Source organism: Serratia sp. TSO36 (assembly GCF_057808395.1).
The window spans coordinates 21,986-40,181 of the sequence record NZ_JBJZOU010000022.1; the positions used below are offsets into that span (position 1 = coordinate 21,986).

The following is an 18,196-nucleotide window of genomic DNA, read 5'->3' on the forward strand; positions in this document are numbered from 1 at the left end:
ATCGCCCGCCGCCGATTTATCCGCACTTTTCCCCCCGATACACTGCTCGCCTTCAACCGGAGGCACCATGTCTTATCGCAGCAAAGTGGCAATCGTCTATCTGCTCGGCTTTTTCGTCGATCTGATCAATATGTTTATCGCCAACGTCGCCTACCCCGCCATCGGCCAGGCGATGCGGGCATCGGTCAGCCAACTGGCGTGGGTCAGCAACGGCTATATTCTCGGCCTGACGCTGGTGATCCCGCTCAGCGCCTGGCTGGCGCAGCGCATCGGTGGGCGGCGGGTGTTCCTGCTGTCGCTGGCGTTGTTCATGCTGGCCACCTTCGGCGCCGGCAACGCCGACAGCATCGGCGCGCTGATCGGCTGGCGCACCCTGCAGGGTATGGGCGGCGGCTTGCTGATCCCCATCGGCCAAACGCTGACCTATCAGCTGTACCGCAGCCATGAACGCGCCGGGCTGTCGGCGGCCATCATGTTAGTTGGGCTGCTGGCGCCGGCGCTGTCACCGGCGCTGGGCGGCTGGCTCGTCGATCGGCTGGACTGGCGCTGGGTGTTTTTCGCCAACCTGCCGCTGGCGGCCCTGGCCCTGGCGCTGGCGGCGCTGTGGCTGCACGCGGAAACGTCGGCGACGGCGCGCAAACCGCTCGACGGCAAAGGGTTGCTGAGCGCCTGCGCGGCGCTGACGCTGCTGCTGCTCGGCCTGACCCGGCTGAGCGAGGCCGGCCATCAGGTTTCCGGTGCGGTGCTGCTGGCCGCCGGCCTGCTGGTGCTGGCGTATTATCTGCGCCATAGCCTGCGCACCCCGCAACCGTTGCTGAACCTGCGGCTGGTCGGCGATCCGCTGCTGCGCAACGCCATGGCGATTTATTTGTGCATTCCCGGCCTGTTCATCGGCGTCAGCCTGGTGGCGATGCTGTATCTGCAAAACCAGCTGGGGATGCCCGCCGCCCAGGTCGGCGGCCTGATGCTGCCCTGGGCGCTGGCGTCGTTCCTGGCCATCACGCTGACCGGCAAAACCTTTAACCGCCTCGGCCCGCGGCCGCTGCTGATCGCCGGCTGCCTGTTGCAAGGCGCCGGCATGCTGACGCTGGCGCAGATCGACCAGGCCGGGCAGCACGCGTGGCAGATCGCCGCCTTCGCCCTGATGGGGTTTGGCGGCAGCCTGTGCAGCAGCACCGCGCAGAGCAGCGCGTTCCTGCAGATCCCCGACGGCCAATTGGCGGACGCCAGCGCGCTGTGGAACATCAACCGCCAGCTCAGTTTTTGCCTCGGCGTGGCGCTGCTCAGCCTGCTGCTGAATCTGCTGCTGACCGTGTTGCCGCCCGCGGCGGCCTACCGAACCTGCTTCATTCTGGCGGGCGCCAGCGTATTTATCCCGCTGCTGCTGTGCCTGCGCCTCGCCAACCGCGCCATCGTGCGCCAACTCAACGCTCAACAGGATACTTTATGAACCCGTATTTTACCGAAGTGATCGACGCCCACATCGCCATTGAACGCTGGTTGGGCAAAGGGGCTGGAGAAGAGCAGGCGCTGCTGGCGCGCTTTACGCCGGATTTCAGCATGATCGCGCTGAACGGCGCTCCGCTGGATTTCACCGCGCTGTGCGCCTTTTTCCGCGCGCATCGCGCCGCCAAACCGGGATTGGAAATCGTGATAGAAGAGATGAAGCTGGTGGCCGAATGGCCGACGGGCGCGGTAGTCAGCTACCGGGAAAAGCAGAGCCTGCCGGGGCAAAGCGCCACGCTGCGCTATTCCACGGTGGTCTTTGAACGTCAGCCCAACGCGCTCGGCTGGCGGCATTTGCACGAAACCGCCGCGGCACAATGATCACAGGAAGCTGCCGGCCAAAAACAGTTCCCAGCCGACGATCGCTCCGCACAGGGTTACCGCGCTGAAAATGACTTCAAACAGATAGCGATTGATCATCGTTCGTCGCCTCAAAAGAAAACACCCGGGATAACCGGGTGTCTGGAGTACGGGCTGGAGAGTGCGGAACCTTTCGGTTCCGCAAACATCACTTAATTAAGCTTTTTTACCGGCTTTTTTGTGGTGTTTTTTAGCGGCCTGAGCTTTCTGCACTGGCGCTTTTTTGTGGTGTTTTTTAGCTGCCTGGGCTTTCTGAGCCGGCGCTTTTTTGTGGTGCTTTTTAGCGGCCTGAGCTTTCTGGGCTGGCGCTTTTTTGTGGTGCTTAGCTTTCTTGTGGTGCGTTGCTTTAGCCGGCGCTTTTTCAGCAGCAGCCGCTGGCGCAGCGGTAGTGGTGGTCGCAGCTGGCGCGGTGGTGGTAGCTGGAGCAGTAGCTGCAGTATCAGCAGCGAAAGCAACAGAAGACAGACCCATAGTGGCAGCAACGATCAGCGCTAATACTTTTTTCATCTTTACATCCTCAGAGTGTTGTTTCGGTAAGCTCCGGTGGAGCCGTTGAAACAGATACTAGTGGAATCAAACTGCCGTTTCCGTGAGTGATTGGTTTCGCCGAGTAACCAAATGTACAAAGCCCAGGCGCCGGCAAACACCTGCGTGACGGCGGTTTTTTTCCGTGATCGGCCACGCAAATCGCGCCATGGTCTACACTTAAGAGACATGTGTCGAAATGGAGAGCTGAATGTTTAAGAAAGCGGAAAGAACAGAACGCGATATCGATCAGGACGTCACTCTGTTGGCCGATACGCTGGATGAAGTGTTGCGCGAGTCCGGTGACAAGACCAAAGAGGAACTGAAAGAGCTGCACAGCAAGGCGAAAGGCGTGCTGCGCGACGCGCGAGCGCGGTTCAATGGCTCCACCAGTCTGACACAGCATGCGCGCGATGCGGTTGATCAAGCCGATAGCTATGTGCGTGACAAACCTTGGCAGGGCGTAGGGATCGGTGCCGCCGTCGGCATCGTGCTCGGCGTGCTGCTGGCCCGGCGTTAACACCCCTGCAGTCATAAAGATAAAACAGATGTGCGTCTGGCCCGCGGAAATCGCGGGCCGTTTAATTTAGGCGTTTGAACAGCTGCGCCAGCCCCTGCACCGCCCGCTCCGTCTCCTCTTGCCGAGTGAAATTGGCGAACCCCAGCAGTAACCCCTGCCCCGCCGGATGATCGATTCGCCAGTCCGACAACGCCTGCGCCGCCAACCCCAGTTGCCAGGCTTGCACCGCTAATGGCGCATCCGCCAAGCCGTCGCGCAGCCGGGCCAACAGCTGAATGCCACCCTGCTGCGGCACCACCCTCAGCCACGCCCCCAGCTGCCGCTCCAGCGCCTGCGTCAGCCACTCGCGCCGCTGGCGGTACAGCGGCCGCATGCGTTTCAGGTGGCGGTAGAAATGCCCTTGCCGGATAAAATCCGCCACGCCGGCCTGCAGCAGCGGCGGGCAACCGCAGCCACGCAGCCGACTGCTGCGCGCGAATGTCTCCGTCAGACCGACGGGCACCACCAGATAAGCCATGCGCAGCGCCGGGAACAGCGTTTTGCTGAAGGTGCCGGCGTACAGCACCCGCCCCTGAACGTCGAGGCTCTTCAGCGGCGGCAGTGGCCGCCCGTGATAGCGAAACTCGCTGTCGTAGTCATCTTCCAGGATCCAGGCCCCGCGCTGCTGCGCCCAGTCGAGCAGCGCCATGCGCCGCGCCAGGCTGAGCGAGACGCCGAGCGGGCTTTGATGGGTCGGCGTCACCACCGCCAGCCGCGCCTCAGGCGCCGTCAGCATACCGGCGGCCACGTCCATGCCTTGTTCATCCACCGGCACGGCGAGCGGCCTGACGCCGGCGGCCCGCAGCAGCGGGCGCGTAACCGGATAGCCGGGATCTTCTATCCATACCGCGTCGCCGGCGTGCAACAGCGTCTCCACCACCCAATCCAACAACGCCGGATAACCGGCGCAGAGGAAAACCTGCTCCGGCCGGCAGCTGATGCCGCGCGATAAATGGAGATAATGGGCGATCGCCTCACGCAGCTCAGGCAGGCCGCCGGCCGGCGGCAGCGCCAGGGAAGCCACCGTGGAAGCGCGCAGCCGGCGGGCGACAATGCGCTGCCACAGCGCCCGCGGAAACGCATCCAGCGCCGGCACGCCCAGTTGGAAAGGCTGCAGCATGCCCTGCGGCTGCAGCGGATCCGGCGCTATCGCCGCCAGCGGTGGCGCAGCGGATACCGCGCCCGGCGGCATGTGCGGCAGCTGCGGCGTGACATAGGTGCCCGCCTGCCCGCGACTCTGCAAAAAACCTTCGGCGATAAGTTGCGCGTAGGCGCTTTCCACCGTGGCGCGCGCCACGCCCAGATCGCTCGCCAACCCGCGCACTGAGGGCAACCGGCTGCCCGCCGCCAGGCTGCCCTGGGTAATGGCGTCTTTAATCCGCAGGTAAATCTGCCGGTACAGCGGTTCGGCGAGCCGGCTGTCCAGCCGCAGCGAAGTCAGGAAAGATGGCATTATGGCCCGGTTAAATAATCATTTTATGGCCCTATAGCATAGACCATAAGGCCGCTAAAGTAGCGCCATGATTTCGTTACTACCGATTGAGGTTGACCATGATTAAGCAACGTTTGAACTATGCCGAATTGGCGCCCGCCCCGTACAAAAATATGGTAAGCGCGCTGATGGCGCTGGAGAAAGGCGCCCTGGACAAGGCGACCATCGAGTTGATGTTTATGCGCGTTTCGCAGATCAACGGCTGCGCCTACTGCCTGGATATGCACGGCAAAGCGCTGCGCGAAAGCGGTTTCAGCCATGCCAAGCTGGATACGCTGGCGGGCTGGCGCGTCAGCCATGAATTCAGCGAGCGCGAGCGCGCCGCGCTGGAATGGGCCGAGTCGGTGACGCTGATCGCCGCCACCGGCGCGCCGGACAGCGCTTTCGAGGTGCTGAAGGCGCACTTCAGCGATGCCGAGATCGCCGATCTGACCTTCGCCATCAGCATCATGAACGCCTTCAACCGGCTGGCGGTCAGCATGCGCCAGTAATGCGTTCTCTTCCCCCCTCTGCACTGAGAGGGGGAATTTCTCACCCGCAAAAATTTTTTCCCTCGCCTTTTCCAGCCCCGGCGCGGTCTGCGCCTTCATCCTTACAAAACACCATATATGGCGTGGTTGATAAAATAAATATCAACATATAGTATTTTATAGGTCAGCCGCAGGGAATGTCGTTCGGTTGATAACGCCGTCAGAAACGCCAGGAACAATGCTCCGTTATCTGACTTGTCCGCCTTTCCTTCAGTCTAAAGGTAAATGCGAATCATGAGCATTATTATTTACAGTAAGCCGGACTGTGTCCAGTGCAACGCCACCTATCGCGCATTTGATAAACAGGGGATTGATTATCAGGTGGTCGATCTCACCCAGGATCAGCAGGCGCTGAACCACGTTAAATCCTTAGGTTATCAGCAAGTTCCGGTAATTATCGCCGGAGACGATCACTGGTCCGGATTCCGGCCGGACAAGATCGGCGCGCTGGCGCTCACCTGCTGAGGCCCGCCGATGAATCCGCTGGTTTATTTCTCCAGCAGCTCGGAGAACACCCATCGGTTCGTTGAGAAACTGGGCCTGCCGGCGATCCGCATTCCGATCGCCGGCGCCCGCAGCAAATTGCTGATGGAACAACCCTATATCTTGATCGTGCCCAGCTATGGCGGCGGTAGCGCCGTCGGCGCGGTGCCGATCCAGGTGATCCGCTTTCTCAACATTCCGCAAAACCGTTCATACCTGCGCGGCGTCATTGCCGCCGGGAACACCAACTTCGGCGCGGCGTACGGCATCGCCGGCGACATCATCGCCAAAAAATGCCAGGTGCCTTTTTTATACCGCTTTGAGCTGCTCGGCACTACGCAAGACGTTGAAAACGTTAGACAGGGAGTAACCGCATTTTGGCAACGACAGAACTGACCAGGCCCGAAACGGGCGCGCTGGATTACCATTCGCTCAACGCGATGCTCAATCTTTACGATGCGGAAGGCCGGATCCAGTTCGATAAAGATCGGCTGGCGGCGCGGCACTACTTCCTGCAGCACGTCAACCAAAACACCGTGTTCTTCCACAACCTGGAGGAAAAGCTGCGCTATCTGGTGGAGGAAGGCTACTACGAGCCGCAGGTGCTGGCGCAGTACGAATTCCCGTTTATCAAGCAGCTGTTCCAGCAGGCCTACGCCAAAAAATTCCGCTTCGAGACCTTCCTCGGCGCCTTCAAGTACTACACCAGCTATACGCTCAAAACCTTCGACGGCAAACGCTATCTGGAGCGCTACGAAGATCGGGTGTGCATGGTGGCGTTGACGCTGGCGGCGGGCGACACCGGGCTGGCGCAGGATTTGGTGGAGGAGATGATTTCCGGCCGCTTCCAGCCGGCCACCCCGACCTTCCTCAACTGCGGCAAACGCCAGCGCGGCGAGCTGGTCTCCTGCTTCCTGCTGCGCATCGAAGACAATATGGAATCGATCGGCCGGGCGGTGAACTCCGCACTGCAGCTGTCGAAACGCGGCGGCGGCGTGGCCTTCCTGCTGAGCAATATTCGCGAGGTGGGCGCGCCGATCAAGCGCATCGAGAACCAGTCCTCCGGCGTCATTCCGATCATGAAAATGCTCGAAGACGCCTTCTCCTACGCCAACCAGCTCGGCGCGCGCCAGGGGGCCGGCGCGGTATACCTCAACGCCCACCATCCGGACATCCTGCGTTTTCTCGACACCAAACGGGAAAACGCCGACGAGAAGATCCGCATCAAAACGCTGTCGCTGGGGGTGGTGATCCCGGATATCACCTTCGAGCTGGCGAAGAACAACGAAGAGATGTACCTGTTTTCGCCCTACGACGTCGAACGGGTGTATGGCGTGCCGTTTTCAGAGATTGCCGTCAGCGAGAAGTACCGCGAGATGGTGGACGACAAGCGCATCCGCAAGTCGCGCATCAACGCGCGCGAGTTCTTCCAGGTGCTGGCGGAGATCCAGTTCGAATCCGGCTACCCCTATGTGATGTTTGAGGACACGGTCAACCGGGAGAACCCGATCGCCGGGCGCATCAACATGAGCAACCTGTGTTCGGAGATCCTGCAGGTCAACCGCGCCAGCACGTATCACGAGGATCTGAGCTACGATCGCATCGGCAAGGACATCTCCTGCAACCTCGGCTCGCTGAACATCGCCAAAACCATGGACGCGCCCGACTTCGGCAAGGCGATCGAGACCGCGATCCGCGCGCTGACCGCGGTGGCCGACATGAGCGACATCCGCTCGGTGCCGTCGATCGCCGAAGGCAACCGCAGCGCCCGCGCCATCGGTCTGGGCCAGATGAACCTGCACGGTTACCTGGCGCGCGAGCGCATCTTCTACGGCTCGGAAGAAGGCATCGACTTCACCAACCTCTATTTCTATACCGTGGCCTATCACGCCATCCGCGCCTCTAACCGGCTGGCGATCGAGCGCGGCGGCGCCTTCGACGGCTTTGAGCATTCCCGCTATGCCAGCGGCGAGTACTTCGATAAGTACACCGAGCGCGACTGGCTGCCGCAGACCGAGCGGGTGCGCGAGCTGTTCGCCGCCGCCGGCATCGCCATTCCGTGCCGCGACGAGTGGCGCGCGCTGCGCCAGTCGGTGATGCTGCACGGGCTGTACAACCAGAACCTGCAGGCGGTGCCGCCGACCGGTTCCATCTCGTACATCAACAACGCCACCTCCAGCATCCACCCGATCGTTTCGCGCATCGAGATCCGCAAGGAAGGCAAGATCGGCCGCGTTTACTACCCGGCGCCCTACATGACCAACGACAACCTGGCGTATTACCAGGATGCCTATGAGATTGGCCCGGAAAAGATCATCGATACCTACGCCGCCGCCACGCAACACGTCGATCAGGGGCTGTCGCTGACGCTGTTCTTCCGCGATACCGCCACCACCCGCGATATCAACCGCGCGCAGATCTACGCCTGGCGCAAAGGCATCAAGACCATTTACTACATCCGCCTGCGCCAGATGGCGCTGGAAGGCACCGAGGTGCAGGGCTGCGTGTCCTGCGCGCTGTGAGGCAACTTATGACGACCGTAACATCGGCGCCGCTGGTGCGCGCCATCAACTGGAACATCATCGAAGACGACAAGGATCTGGAGGTGTGGAACCGCCTGACCTCCAACTTCTGGCTGCCGGAGAAGGTGCCGCTGTCCAACGATATCCCCTCCTGGGCCACGCTGACGCCGAAGGAGCAGCAGCTGACCATTCGGGTGTTCACCGGGCTGACGCTGCTGGACACCATCCAGAACACCGTCGGCGCGCCGGCCCTGATCGCCGATGCGCTGACGCCGCACGAAGAGGCGGTGTACTCCAACATCAGCTTTATGGAGGCGGTGCACGCCCGCTCGTACAGCTCAATCTTCTCCACCCTGTGCCAAACGCCGGACGTGGATGACGCCTACCGCTGGAGCGAGGAAAACCGTGCGCTGCAGAAGAAGGCCGGCATCATTCTGGCGCACTATCGCAGCGACGATCCGCTGCTGAAGAAGGTTGCCAGCGTGTTCCTCGAGTCGTTCCTGTTCTATTCGGGCTTTTACCTGCCGATGTACTGGTCGAGCCGCGCCAAGCTGACCAACACCGCCGATCTGATCCGCCTGATCATTCGCGACGAGGCGGTGCACGGCTACTACATCGGCTATAAGTTTCAGAAAGGGCTAGAGAAAGTGGACGCCGCACGGCGCCGGCAGGTGAAAAACTTCGCCTTCGATCTGCTGCAGGATCTGTACGACAACGAGGTGCGCTACACCGAGGAGCTGTACGACGGCGTCGGCTGGACGGAAGACGTGAAAACCTTCCTGCACTACAACGCCAACAAAGCGCTGATGAACCTCGGGTATGAGGCGCTGTTCCCGCCGGCGATGGCGGAGGTCAACCCGGCGATCCTGTCGGCATTGTCGCCGAACGCCGATGAAAACCACGACTTCTTCTCCGGCTCCGGTTCGTCTTACGTCATCGGCAAGGCGGTCAACACCGAAGATGAGGATTGGGATTTCTGAGAGCATGACAACGATACCGGTCTTTCAGGCCGGTATCGTGCATTCAATACCCTTGTTCTTTCTGACTACGGATCGCCAGAACAAACGCCGTATCGATATCAGGGATATATTTGTAGAGCGCCAAATAACCACGAGCTTGCTGCCCAATAATCAATTCACGCAGCCCTGCGCCAAGGGCTCGTCCGATCAATGGATTATGTTCCAATACCGCAATCGCCTGGATGATTTCCTGAATGCGCCGCCCTGAATCCGCAGCGCCATACTGAGCCAAATGAGCGAGAATACGTTCGATATCATCCCTGACCTCTGGCGCCAACTCGACGTTTGCCATCAGCGCCCCAATTTTTTAACCGGAGGTTTAACCGCGTCAGTGTTACCCGCTGCGTAATTTTCCAAATAACCGCGCATCTCTTTCCAAGAGACCGTCTCTCCCGTCGCAATTATCTTGGCATAGCGTTTTTCCGCTTCATTCTCAAAGTCGCGGCGCAACTCTTCTTGCTGCGTTTTCTCCGCTATGGCCTGCAAAATAAAGCTGTGAGTCGTCACGCCAGCCTGCTCGGCGACGGCGGTGACGCGGGCTTTAAGCTCATCTGGAATACGGATGGTCGTCGTCGACATAATCGCTCCCAACGTCGGTCAATCACATGTAGCTCAATTGTGCTACATGAAATCTGGCAGCGCAATAAGGCTGGGGATTATTTCGCCCACTGACGCAGCTCAAGCCGCCGCCAAATAGCGCGTTTCTCCGCGTCGCCGGCGGTCGGCCAGGCGGCGATCTCCGCCCGCGTGCGCCGGCATCCCCGGCACTGCTGGGTTTCGTCGTCGATGTGGCACAGGCTGACGCAGGGCGATCTTACGCCGTGCTGGGATTGCTGATTGTCGCCCGCCATAAACCGCCCTTGATGTGATGTGTGCCGCCACAGGATACCCGATCCTGCGGCGGCGCGTCGTCAATCAGATGATGCCGCCGTTGGCGCGCAGGGTTTGGCCGTTGATCCAGCCGCCGTCGGCGCCGGCCAGGAAGGCCACCGCCGCGGCGATATCTTCCGGCGTGCCCAGCCGCTCCAGCGGCGCCATCTTCGCCAGCCGATCGATAAGCTCCGGCGTTTTGCCGTCGAGGAACAAGCCGGTGGCGGTCGGCCCCGGCGCGACGGCGTTTACCGTGATATTGCGGCCGCGCAGCTCTTTCGCCAGCACGCTGGTCAGCGCCTCGATCGCCGCCTTGCTGGCGGCATACATGCCGTACCCCGGCTGCAGCAGCCCCACCACGCTGGAGGAGAAGTTGATGATACGGCCGTTGTCGCGCAGGCGCTTCGCCGCCTCGCGCATCGCATTGAAGCTGCCTTTCAGATTGATGTCGAGCAGGCGATCCGCGTCTTCATCGCGCATGTCCGCCACCGGCGCCAGCGCGATCACCCCGGCGTTATTGACCAGCACGTCTACGCCGCCAAACGCCTGTTCGGCGCTGTCGAACAGGCGGGCGACCGCAGATGCATCGCTGACGTCGGCTTTGACGCTCAAGGCGCGGCCGCCGCGCTGTTCTATCTTGCGCACCAGCTCATCGGCCGGCGCCGGGTTGCCTGAATAGTTAATGATGACGGTAAAGCCGTCGGCGGCCAGACGCTCGGCGATGGCGGCGCCGATGCCGCGCGATGCGCCGGTGACGATAGCGACGCGTTGAGTAGCGTGATTCATGGATATCTCCTTATCGGGTTAATGTACTGTCATCATGCACCTTTCGCCGTGTCGAATAATCCCCTATTATTCGTTATCACTATCCGAAATAAACGAACAATCATGGACAGAATCGACGCCATGCGCCTGTTCACCCGCGTGGTGGAACAACGCAGCTTTACCCAGGCGGCGCAGGATCTGAACCTGCCGCGCTCCACCGTGACCGACGCCATCAAACAGCTCGAAGCCCGGCTGCAGGTCAGGCTGCTGCAGCGCACCACCCGCCACGTCAGCCCGACGCTGGACGGCGAAGCCTACTATCAGCGCTGTCTGAGCATTCTGGCGGATATCGAAGAGGCGGAGATGGCGTTCGCCGGCGCCAAACCGCGCGGGCTGCTGCGCATCGAGGTGCACGGCACGCTGGCGCGCCACTTTCTGATGCCCGATTTGCCTGATTTTTTGGCGCAGTACCCGGATATCGAGCTCTATATGAGCGAAGGCGATCGGCTGGTTGACGCGCTGCGGGAGGGCATCGACTGCGTAGTGCGCGTCGGCAAACTGCGGGACAGCGACATGGTGGCGCGCCGCCTGGGCGAGCTGGAAGAGGTGACCTGCGCGGCCCCGGCCTACCTGCAGCGTTTCGGCACGCCGCAAAGCCTGGACGATCTGCGCCATCACCGCATGGTGGGCTTTCGTTCTTCGGCGACCGGCGTGCTGATGCCGCTGGCGTTCACGGTGGCGGGGCAAACGCAGCCCATCACGCTGCCGGCGGCGGTGTCGGTCAGCGCGGCGGAAAGCCTGGTCGCCGCCGCCCGCGCCGGGTTGGGCATCATTCAGGTGCCGCGCTATCACCTGCGCGGCGATCTGGCCGACGGCAGCCTGTTGCCGCTGCTGCCGGATTGGCCTTCTCCACCGATGCCGGTCTCGCTGCTTTATCCGCGCAACCGCCAGCTGTCGCCGCGGGTGCGCGTGTTTCTCGATTGGTTCAGCCGGGTGTTCGCCGAGCGGAACCGGTAGCGACCGAGTGCGTTACAGCGCGCCGTAATTCAGCGGCACCCAGCCGTACCCTTCACCCTGGCGGTTCAGGTAGCCCAACCCTGGGAACGACAGGTGCGCGCCGCCCACCAGCTCGCTCTGCCGCGCGCTGTCGCTGAACACCCGCAGCCGCTGAGCGACCGCCGCCTTGGCGTCGCTGTCAAAGCTGATAGCCACCTTCGGATGCGGCATCTGCACCGCCGCCACGTGGATCAGATCCCCCAGCAACAGCAGCTTTTTGCCCTGGCTGGTCACCTGATAGACACTGTGGCCCGGCGTATGGCCGTGAGCGGCAAAGGCGGCGATGCCCGGTGAAAGCTCGCCGTCGCCGTTGAACGGCTTAAAGTGCCCCGCCGCCTGGTAAGGCTTGATCGCCGCCATGGCCTTTTCGAAATTGCCTTTGTTCTGCGCCTTGGCCTGTTTCAACCGCTCGGCGCTCAGCCAGAAGTCCGCATCCTGGCTGGCGGCGCGCACCACCGCATTGGGGTATACCGCCTTGCCGTCGTGCGTCAGGCCGCCGAGGTGATCCGGGTGCATATGGGTCAGGTAGATCTCATCCACCTGCTCAGGCTGATAGCCCGCCGCGCGCAGATTATCCACCAGCTTGCCCAGGCCGTCGCCCAGCAGCTGGCCGGCGCCGCTGTCGATCATCACCAGCTTGTCGCCGGTATTGATCAGATAGGCATTGACCGAGGTGACCACCGGCAGGCTTTGATGCCGCTCGGCCAACCCGGCGGCGATCTGCTGCGGCGTGGTGTTGAGCAGCAGTTTGTCCGCCGGCAGGCGAATGACGCCGTCGGACAACGCGGTCACTTCAAAACTGCCCAGCATGATGCGGTAAACTCCCGGCGTCGGGGTTTTGGCCTGCGGCGCGGCGGCGCCGGCCTGTAATGACATAACGGCCAGCGCCGCGCCCAGCAGACAACGTTTCCAGAACATGATGACTCCTTGCGAGAATTGAACAGCGCTAAGTATTGACGCAAAAATCCCGATGCGCCTGTTTAATAAATGCCTTTAATAAATATATAAATAATATATTTATTATGAATAGTTTTGTTTGCCGACTCACACAACCCCAATCAATATTTTCTCGCTCGCCACTTGGTTATTTTTCTTACTCCCTAAACCAAGAGTGAGGAAATATCATGAACTATCAATTCGAAAATCTGGTCTTTGAAGGCGGCGGCGTAAAAGGCATCGCCTATGGCGGCGCGCTGGAATTGCTGGAAGCCAAAGGCATCATGCCGCAGATCAAGCAAACCTCCGGCGCCTCGGCGGGCGCTATCGCCGCGCTGCTGGTCGGCCTGGGCTGCAGCTCGGCCGACGTAACCAAAATTCTGTCGGCGATGGATTTTAAAAAATTCCTCGATTATAACGGCGGCTTTTTCGGTACGCTCCACGATGCCTATCGCCTGTTCAATCAATACGGCATCGCGCCCGGCGATTATTTCTATCAATGGTCGTGCGATATTATCAAGCAATACACCGGCAAGCCGGATATTACCTTCGAGCAGTTCGAAGCGATGAAAACGGCGAAAGGGTTCAAGTCGATTTACTTTATCGGCGCCAACCTCAACAGCGGCCAGCGCGAGGTCTATTCGCATCGCACCACGCCGCGCATGAAAGTGGCGGACGGCCTGCGCATTTCGATGTCATTCCCGTTCGCCTTCGTGGCGAAGAACAACACCCTGGGCGACCTGTGCATCGACGGCGGCATGATCGACAACTACCCGGTGCGGCTGTTCGACTATGACTTCTCCGTCACGCCGCCTTACATCGACGCTTCAAGCCAGCGCATCAACACCCGCACGCTGGGCCTTCGCCTGGACTCCGCCGGCGAAATCGCCCAGGCAGCCGGGCAGGCCGGCCCGCGCACGCAGGTCAACAACCTGTTTGATTTCACCCTGGCGGTGGCCAACGTGATGCTGGACATCCAAACCAAGGTGCACCTGGACAGCGACGACTGGAAACGCACCGTGTATGTCGACACGCTTGACGTCGGCACGCTGGAGTTCGGCATCAGCGAGGAGAAGAAACGCGCGCTGATCGAATCCGGCCGCCGCGGCGTAGAGCGCTACTTCGCCTGGTACGACGCCGCCATGAAACAGGCGGCATAACCCCCATCCACCCCGCCCGCGCGTACGACCGGCGCGCGGGCAAAAAAAATCCCCGCGGGGGCGGGGAAAGGCAAAGTAACGCTAAGGATTTATAGGAGTTATACGAAGAACTTGGCCAACACCAGCAGCGACAGCGAGACGTTGATAGCGCCCCCGATTCGGGTGGCGATCTGCGCGAACGGCATCAGCGACATGCGGTTGCCGGCGGTGAGGATCGCGACGTCGCCGGTGCCGCCCTGCCCGCTCTGGCAACAGGAGACAATCGCCACATCGATAGGATGCATGCCGATTTTCTTGCCGACGAAGAAACCGGTCGCCACCAGCGCGCTGACGGTCGTGACGATCACGATCAGATTCTGTACGGTGAACGCGTCCACCAGCTCCTGCCACGGCGTGATGGCCACCCCGACCGCGAACAGGATCGGATAGGTCACGGCGGTGCGGAAGAATTTGTATACCACCTGCGAACCTTCCTGAATGCGCGGCGACACCCCGTGCGCCAGCTTCACCGCCACGGCGGCGAACAGCATGCCCACCGGCGCCGGCAGGCCGATCAGGCGGTGCAGCAACATGCCTACCATATACAGCAGGATGGCCAGCAGCGCGCCGCAGGCGATGGTGCTGACGTCCACCTTGCCGCTGATTTTTTCCACCGCGTTCATGTCGCTGTCGCCCTGCTTGCTCGGCATCAGGCTGCCTTCGCCGGTCAGGTGCGGATAACGCTTGCCCAGCTGGTTGAGCAGGCCGGCGATGACGATGGCGGTCAGGCTGCCGAGCATCACGATCGGCAGAATGCGCCCCAACGCCACGCCCTGCTCCATGTGCAGGATCGCCGCGTAGCCCATCGACAGCGGGATCGCCCCTTCACCCACGCCGCCGGCCATGATCGGCAGGATCAGGAAGAAGAAGATCTGGAACGGCTCCAGGCCCAGCGCCATGCCGACGCCCATCCCCACCAGCATGCCGACGATCTCGCCGCACAGCATCGGAATGAAGATGCGCAGGAAGCCCTGGATCAGCACCTGGCGGTTCATGCTCATGATGCTGCCGACGATGATGCAGCAGATGTAGAGATAAAGAATGTTGGTCGATTTGTAGAACTTGGTGGTCGATTCCACCACCACGTCCGGCAGCAGGCCGTAGTGCACCAGCGCGGAAGGAATGAAGGTGGCGCAGATCGCCGCCGCGCCCATTTTGCCGATCAGCGGCAGGCGCTTGCCGAATTCGCCGCAGGCGAAACCGAAGAACGCCAACGTCGCCACCATCACCACGATATCGCTCGGCAGCTTGCCTTCCAGGCAGTCGAGCAGAATCAATACGCCGGCCAGAATAAAGAACGGTAACGGAATAATCCCTACTTTATAATTGTCCAGTATCCGCCACCATTTCTCACGCAGAGGAATATCGGCGGCCTTGTCTTTGGCTACGAGGTAAGAATCATCTGTTGTGCTCATAATCTGGCCTCTTATTAGTTTGTTCAGCCATCATAGAGAAGCGCACGGATTATCTGCTGTGATTATGTTCAAAGTTAAAAAGGGTTTTTAATGGTGATTATGGTTTCTATGGGGTTAATTAAGATTATGTAAAAACCGGCGTGGTTTTAATGGTGTTAATACCGCTTTTATTTTAAAGCTTATCAACTTTATCGCAGACGAACAATTCTCGTCCGGTTCACTCTAATCCCGTGTGAGGGATCACAAGTTGATCGGGCGCAATATTACAGACCCCGCTTCTCGTGATAGGGTAAGGCTTCAGGATCTCTTTACGGTGAAGCACCGCCATGCGGCTCAAACTCTCATTTCAAATCAAGCTGTTTCTGTGCCTGGTGGCCTTCTCCTGCCTGCTGCTGACCTGCATCGGCGCCTACACCTATTACCAGCTGGATGCGCAACTGCACCGCGATCTCGGCGCCCGCGCGCAGGTGCAGGCGCGGGAAATCGCCCTCATTCCTTCGCTGGTCGACGCGGTGGAAAACAACGACGCCGCCCGAATCACTGCGCTGATGAAAAAAATCCGCGCCAGCAGCGACGCCAGTTATATCGTCATCGGCGATAATCACGCCCGCCATCTTTATCATTCCGAATATGAAGGCCGCCTGGGCACGCCGATGATCGGCGGCGATAATAAAGAGGTGCTGGAAGGAAAAAGCATTATTTCCATTCGCAAGGGCGGCATCGGCGTTTCATTGCGCAGCAAGGCGCCGATCCTGGATGAAAATAATCGCGTGATCGGCATCGTTTCCGTCGGCTATTTGAAATCGCATATCGATAATTTAAATGCCAGGACGCTGACGCAAATTATCGGCTCCATCGTCCTGCTGCTGGTCGCCCTGTTCGTCTTTTCCTGGCTGCTGTCGAAAAACCTCAAGCGCCAGATGTTCTGGCTGGAGCCGAAAGAGATCGCGCTGCTGGAGCGCCAGCAAAAAGCGCTGCTGGAAGCCATCTATGAAGGGGTGATCGCCATCGATCCAGAGCTGCGGATCATCACCATCAACCATGCGGCGCGCGAGCTATTGGATCTGCACCAGCCCGCCGCCGGCTTGCTGGGCCGGCCGATCGGCGACGTCATTCAGGCGCAGCCGAACTTCTTCGCCGCCGCGCAGCTGGGCCAGGATACGCACGACGAGGTGTGCCGCTTCAATCACGTGCGGGTGATCGCCAGCCGGGTGCGCATCATGCAGGAGCAGGAGCTGCAAGGCTGGGTGATCAGCTTCCGCGACAAGAACGACATCAATACCCTGAGCAGCCAGCTCAGCCAGGTGAAACGCTATGCCGACAACCTGCGCATCATGCGCCACGAACAGCTGAACTGGACCGCCACGCTGGCCGGGCTGCTGCATATGCAGCGCTACGACGAGGCCATCCGCTACGTGGAGGCCCAGTCGGAGGGCGCGCAGGAGATCCTCGATTTCATCTCGCAGCGCTTCAGTTCGGCGGCGCTGTGCGGCCTGCTGCTGGGCAAATATTCCAGCGCCAGAGAAAAAGGTATTGAGCTGCGCTTCGATCCGGCCTGCCAGCTGCGGCAGATCCCGGCGGCGCTGAATGAGACCGAACTGATGTCGATCGTCGGCAACCTGCTGGATAATGCCGTGGAGGCGACGCTGCACTGCCCGGCCCCGCACGACGCGATCGAGCTTTATATCAGCGACGGCAGCGACGAGCTGGTGATCGAGGTGGCGGATCGCGGCACCGGCATCGCCGAGGAAATTCGTGATACGCTGTTTGAACAGGGCGTCACCACCAAAGCGGATAAAAGCGACCACGGCATCGGCCTGCATCTGGTCGCCAGCCACGTGGCGCAGGCGCACGGCAGCATAGAAGTGTCGAACAACGAGCCGCACGGCGCGATATTCTCTATATTTATCCCTAAATAAAACCCATAACCCGATTTTTTGAGCACCCGATTATGTCACACCAAGCACTGGACGTTCTGATCGTGGAAGACGAGCCGCAACTGGCGACGCTGCACGCGGAGTTCATCGAGAAAAATTTCAACCTGCGGGTGGTGGCTTACGCCGCCACGCTGGCCGAAGCGCGGGCCAAAGCCAATGCGCATCAGCCGCGGCTGATCCTGCTGGATAACTTTCTGCCGGACGGCCAGGGCATCGAGCTGATGGAAGAGCCGGCGGTGAAGAACCCCGCCTGTTCGGTGATCTTCATCACCGCCGCCAGCGACATGCACACCTGCAGCCAGGCGATCCGCAACGGCGCCTTCGACTACATCATCAAGCCGGTATCCTACAAGCGGCTGCGCAATTCGCTCGAACGCTTCATGCAGTTCGTGCAGACCCAGCGCACCTTCAAGATCATCGATCAGGACAACGTCGATGCGCTGTACAACCTGCAGTCGAAGCAGTTCTCCAGCGAGCCGAGCGCCAAAGGCATCGAAACCAATACCCTCGAGCTGGTGCAGGCGCTGTTTATCGCCCAGCCGGCGGTGGCGCATGCGGTGGAAGACGTCGTTGAGCAGGTCGGCATCAGCAAGACCACCGCCCGCCGTTATCTGGAATATTGCGTCGCCACCCAGTTCGTGCGGGTAGAGATGCTGTACGGCAATATCGGCCATCCGCGCAGGCTGTATCGCAAGGCCTGAGGCTGCCATCTGGCTGTCATATTACGGCGATAACATAGCGCCCGACGATATCCCCCTCGATATCGGCACCTGTCGTTAAAACTGATGAAATACTGATGACTTTTGCCCGGCCTCTGGTCGGGTTTTTTATTATCCGAACGGCAGGCGCGGCGCCCAAATATTTCTCTGCGCCACACCGTATTATTTCCCCAAAAACCAAACCATTATGGCGAATAATGGCCGTCAATTTTGAGTCACGGGCCAAATTACCATAACTAATTAAAACTTTGATGTAAACCACTAATATCCTATTTAAATGACATTGAGGGTTGTCTCAGATAT

Annotated in this window: 21 protein-coding genes; 12 read left to right on the plus strand and 9 right to left on the minus strand. The window is 60.3% G+C overall.

Annotated features, from left to right (window positions below; all coding sequences use genetic code 11):
* The first annotated feature begins 67 nt into the window (after nt 1-67).
* Both ACK3CV_RS19645 and ACK3CV_RS19650 read left to right on the plus strand, forming a co-directional pair.
* The gene (locus ACK3CV_RS19645; RefSeq protein WP_164141926.1) at nt 68-1,450 is read left to right on the plus strand and encodes an MFS transporter; all 1,383 of its coding nucleotides are present in this window, start codon (nt 68-70) and stop codon (nt 1,448-1,450) included.
* Nucleotides 1,447-1,827 carry a DUF4440 domain-containing protein gene (locus ACK3CV_RS19650; protein ID WP_060427123.1) on the plus strand — a complete coding sequence of 127 codons (381 nt, stop codon included), beginning with the start codon at nt 1,447-1,449 and terminating at the stop codon, nt 1,825-1,827. The genes ACK3CV_RS19645 and ACK3CV_RS19650 overlap by 4 nt, the downstream gene beginning before the upstream one ends.
* Before the next feature lie 195 nt (nt 1,828-2,022).
* On the opposite strand, the gene asr is transcribed toward ACK3CV_RS19650, so the two are convergent.
* Nucleotides 2,023-2,373: an acid resistance repetitive basic protein Asr gene (gene asr / locus ACK3CV_RS19655; RefSeq protein ID WP_004928953.1), complete on the minus strand. Its 351-nt coding sequence runs from the start codon at nt 2,371-2,373 to the stop codon at nt 2,023-2,025.
* Nucleotides 2,374-2,602: 229 nt separating this feature from the next.
* Here asr and ACK3CV_RS19660 point away from each other — a divergent pair, with 229 nt between their 5' ends.
* The gene (locus ACK3CV_RS19660) at nt 2,603-2,911 is read left to right on the plus strand and encodes an ElaB/YgaM/YqjD family protein (RefSeq protein WP_004928950.1); all 309 of its coding nucleotides are present in this window, start codon (nt 2,603-2,605) and stop codon (nt 2,909-2,911) included.
* Nucleotides 2,912-2,972: 61 nt separating this feature from the next.
* Here the strand turns inward: ACK3CV_RS19660 and pdxR are convergent, their stop codons facing one another.
* The gene (gene pdxR, locus ACK3CV_RS19665) at nt 2,973-4,406 is read right to left on the minus strand and encodes a MocR-like pyridoxine biosynthesis transcription factor PdxR (protein WP_164141929.1); all 1,434 of its coding nucleotides are present in this window, start codon (nt 4,404-4,406) and stop codon (nt 2,973-2,975) included.
* Between the two features lie 95 nt (nt 4,407-4,501).
* Between pdxR and ACK3CV_RS19670 the strand changes: the two genes are divergently transcribed.
* From ACK3CV_RS19670 to nrdF, 5 genes are all read left to right on the plus strand, one after another.
* Nucleotides 4,502-4,933 carry a carboxymuconolactone decarboxylase family protein gene (locus ACK3CV_RS19670; RefSeq protein WP_033635679.1) on the plus strand — a complete coding sequence of 144 codons (432 nt, stop codon included), beginning with the start codon at nt 4,502-4,504 and terminating at the stop codon, nt 4,931-4,933.
* Between the two features lie 273 nt (nt 4,934-5,206).
* The gene (gene nrdH, locus ACK3CV_RS19675) at nt 5,207-5,437 is read left to right on the plus strand and encodes a glutaredoxin-like protein NrdH (protein ID WP_033635681.1); all 231 of its coding nucleotides are present in this window, start codon (nt 5,207-5,209) and stop codon (nt 5,435-5,437) included.
* A gap of 9 nt (nt 5,438-5,446) precedes the next feature.
* A complete protein-coding gene (gene nrdI / locus ACK3CV_RS19680) occupies nt 5,447-5,851 on the plus strand; it encodes a class Ib ribonucleoside-diphosphate reductase assembly flavoprotein NrdI (RefSeq protein WP_164141923.1) in 405 nt (134 codons plus the stop codon).
* The gene (nrdE, locus tag ACK3CV_RS19685) at nt 5,833-7,977 is read left to right on the plus strand and encodes a class 1b ribonucleoside-diphosphate reductase subunit alpha (protein WP_164141921.1); all 2,145 of its coding nucleotides are present in this window, start codon (nt 5,833-5,835) and stop codon (nt 7,975-7,977) included. The genes nrdI and nrdE overlap by 19 nt, the downstream gene beginning before the upstream one ends.
* Before the next feature lie 8 nt (nt 7,978-7,985).
* The gene (nrdF, locus tag ACK3CV_RS19690; RefSeq protein WP_033635683.1) at nt 7,986-8,957 is read left to right on the plus strand and encodes a class 1b ribonucleoside-diphosphate reductase subunit beta; all 972 of its coding nucleotides are present in this window, start codon (nt 7,986-7,988) and stop codon (nt 8,955-8,957) included.
* A gap of 43 nt (nt 8,958-9,000) precedes the next feature.
* Here nrdF and ACK3CV_RS19695 read toward each other — a convergent pair whose 3' ends face one another.
* The 4 genes from ACK3CV_RS19695 to ACK3CV_RS19710 all read right to left on the minus strand — a co-directional run bounded on the left by ACK3CV_RS19695 (nt 9,001) and on the right by ACK3CV_RS19710 (nt 10,652).
* On the minus strand, nt 9,001-9,288 hold the full coding sequence (locus ACK3CV_RS19695) for a type II toxin-antitoxin system RelE/ParE family toxin (RefSeq protein ID WP_033635684.1): 288 nt from the start codon (nt 9,286-9,288) through the stop codon (nt 9,001-9,003).
* Entirely contained in the window at nt 9,288-9,575 is a 288-nt protein-coding gene (locus ACK3CV_RS19700) for a ribbon-helix-helix protein, CopG family (protein WP_033635685.1), read from the minus strand. Before ACK3CV_RS19700 ends, ACK3CV_RS19695 begins: the two co-directional genes overlap by 1 nt.
* Nucleotides 9,576-9,652: 77 nt before the next feature.
* Entirely contained in the window at nt 9,653-9,847 is a 195-nt protein-coding gene (locus ACK3CV_RS19705; RefSeq protein ID WP_164141919.1) for a DUF1289 domain-containing protein, read from the minus strand.
* 64 nt (nt 9,848-9,911) lie between these two features.
* Entirely contained in the window at nt 9,912-10,652 is a 741-nt protein-coding gene (locus tag ACK3CV_RS19710; protein WP_033635687.1) for an SDR family oxidoreductase, read from the minus strand.
* A 102-nt stretch (nt 10,653-10,754) separates the two neighbouring features.
* Between ACK3CV_RS19710 and ACK3CV_RS19715 the strand changes: the two genes are divergently transcribed.
* Complete coding sequence (locus ACK3CV_RS19715; RefSeq protein WP_033635688.1) at nt 10,755-11,648, plus strand: LysR family transcriptional regulator; 894 nt, start codon at nt 10,755-10,757, stop codon at nt 11,646-11,648.
* A 12-nt stretch (nt 11,649-11,660) separates the two neighbouring features.
* On the opposite strand, the gene ACK3CV_RS19720 is transcribed toward ACK3CV_RS19715, so the two are convergent.
* A complete protein-coding gene (locus ACK3CV_RS19720) occupies nt 11,661-12,605 on the minus strand; it encodes an MBL fold metallo-hydrolase (RefSeq protein ID WP_033635689.1) in 945 nt (314 codons plus the stop codon).
* A gap of 206 nt (nt 12,606-12,811) precedes the next feature.
* On the opposite strand from ACK3CV_RS19720, the gene ACK3CV_RS19725 reads away from it, so the two are divergent.
* Nucleotides 12,812-13,783 carry a patatin-like phospholipase family protein gene (locus ACK3CV_RS19725; protein WP_164141917.1) on the plus strand — a complete coding sequence of 324 codons (972 nt, stop codon included), beginning with the start codon at nt 12,812-12,814 and terminating at the stop codon, nt 13,781-13,783.
* Nucleotides 13,784-13,881: 98 nt separating this feature from the next.
* Here the strand turns inward: ACK3CV_RS19725 and ACK3CV_RS19730 are convergent, their stop codons facing one another.
* Nucleotides 13,882-15,237 (minus strand): 2-hydroxycarboxylate transporter family protein, encoded by a 1,356-nt coding sequence (locus tag ACK3CV_RS19730; RefSeq protein ID WP_033635692.1) that lies wholly within the window; start codon nt 15,235-15,237, stop codon nt 13,882-13,884.
* A gap of 326 nt (nt 15,238-15,563) precedes the next feature.
* Here ACK3CV_RS19730 and ACK3CV_RS19735 point away from each other — a divergent pair, with 326 nt between their 5' ends.
* Entirely contained in the window at nt 15,564-17,156 is a 1,593-nt protein-coding gene (locus ACK3CV_RS19735; RefSeq protein ID WP_489009889.1) for an ATP-binding protein, read from the plus strand.
* A gap of 32 nt (nt 17,157-17,188) precedes the next feature.
* Nucleotides 17,189-17,875 carry a response regulator gene (locus ACK3CV_RS19740; RefSeq protein ID WP_033635694.1) on the plus strand — a complete coding sequence of 229 codons (687 nt, stop codon included), beginning with the start codon at nt 17,189-17,191 and terminating at the stop codon, nt 17,873-17,875.
* Between the two features lie 16 nt (nt 17,876-17,891).
* Here the strand turns inward: ACK3CV_RS19740 and ACK3CV_RS19745 are convergent, their stop codons facing one another.
* On the minus strand, nt 17,892-18,155 hold the full coding sequence (locus ACK3CV_RS19745) for a hypothetical protein (protein ID WP_154892262.1): 264 nt from the start codon (nt 18,153-18,155) through the stop codon (nt 17,892-17,894).
* Nucleotides 18,156-18,196 lie beyond the last annotated feature (41 nt).

Coding starts and splice junctions, on each gene's coding strand:
- ACK3CV_RS19720 (WP_033635689.1), bottom strand. CDS start 12,605: ATGTTCTGGAAACGTTGTCTGCTGGGCGCGGCGCTGGCCGTTATGTCA.
- ACK3CV_RS19700 (WP_033635685.1), bottom strand. CDS start 9,575: ATGTCGACGACGACCATCCGTATTCCAGATGAGCTTAAAGCCCGCGTC.
- ACK3CV_RS19650 (WP_060427123.1), top strand. CDS start 1,447: ATGAACCCGTATTTTACCGAAGTGATCGACGCCCACATCGCCATTGAA.
- nrdI (WP_164141923.1), top strand. CDS start 5,447: ATGAATCCGCTGGTTTATTTCTCCAGCAGCTCGGAGAACACCCATCGG.
- ACK3CV_RS19740 (WP_033635694.1), top strand. CDS start 17,189: ATGTCACACCAAGCACTGGACGTTCTGATCGTGGAAGACGAGCCGCAA.
- ACK3CV_RS19735 (WP_489009889.1), top strand. CDS start 15,564: ATGCGGCTCAAACTCTCATTTCAAATCAAGCTGTTTCTGTGCCTGGTG.
- ACK3CV_RS19710 (WP_033635687.1), bottom strand. CDS start 10,652: ATGAATCACGCTACTCAACGCGTCGCTATCGTCACCGGCGCATCGCGC.
- ACK3CV_RS19715 (WP_033635688.1), top strand. CDS start 10,755: ATGGACAGAATCGACGCCATGCGCCTGTTCACCCGCGTGGTGGAACAA.
- nrdH (WP_033635681.1), top strand. CDS start 5,207: ATGAGCATTATTATTTACAGTAAGCCGGACTGTGTCCAGTGCAACGCC.
- nrdF (WP_033635683.1), top strand. CDS start 7,986: ATGACGACCGTAACATCGGCGCCGCTGGTGCGCGCCATCAACTGGAAC.
- ACK3CV_RS19730 (WP_033635692.1), bottom strand. CDS start 15,237: ATGAGCACAACAGATGATTCTTACCTCGTAGCCAAAGACAAGGCCGCC.
- ACK3CV_RS19660 (WP_004928950.1), top strand. CDS start 2,603: ATGTTTAAGAAAGCGGAAAGAACAGAACGCGATATCGATCAGGACGTC.
- ACK3CV_RS19725 (WP_164141917.1), top strand. CDS start 12,812: ATGAACTATCAATTCGAAAATCTGGTCTTTGAAGGCGGCGGCGTAAAA.
- asr (WP_004928953.1), bottom strand. CDS start 2,373: ATGAAAAAAGTATTAGCGCTGATCGTTGCTGCCACTATGGGTCTGTCT.
- ACK3CV_RS19670 (WP_033635679.1), top strand. CDS start 4,502: ATGATTAAGCAACGTTTGAACTATGCCGAATTGGCGCCCGCCCCGTAC.
- ACK3CV_RS19645 (WP_164141926.1), top strand. CDS start 68: ATGTCTTATCGCAGCAAAGTGGCAATCGTCTATCTGCTCGGCTTTTTC.
- ACK3CV_RS19705 (WP_164141919.1), bottom strand. CDS start 9,847: ATGGCGGGCGACAATCAGCAATCCCAGCACGGCGTAAGATCGCCCTGC.
- ACK3CV_RS19695 (WP_033635684.1), bottom strand. CDS start 9,288: ATGGCAAACGTCGAGTTGGCGCCAGAGGTCAGGGATGATATCGAACGT.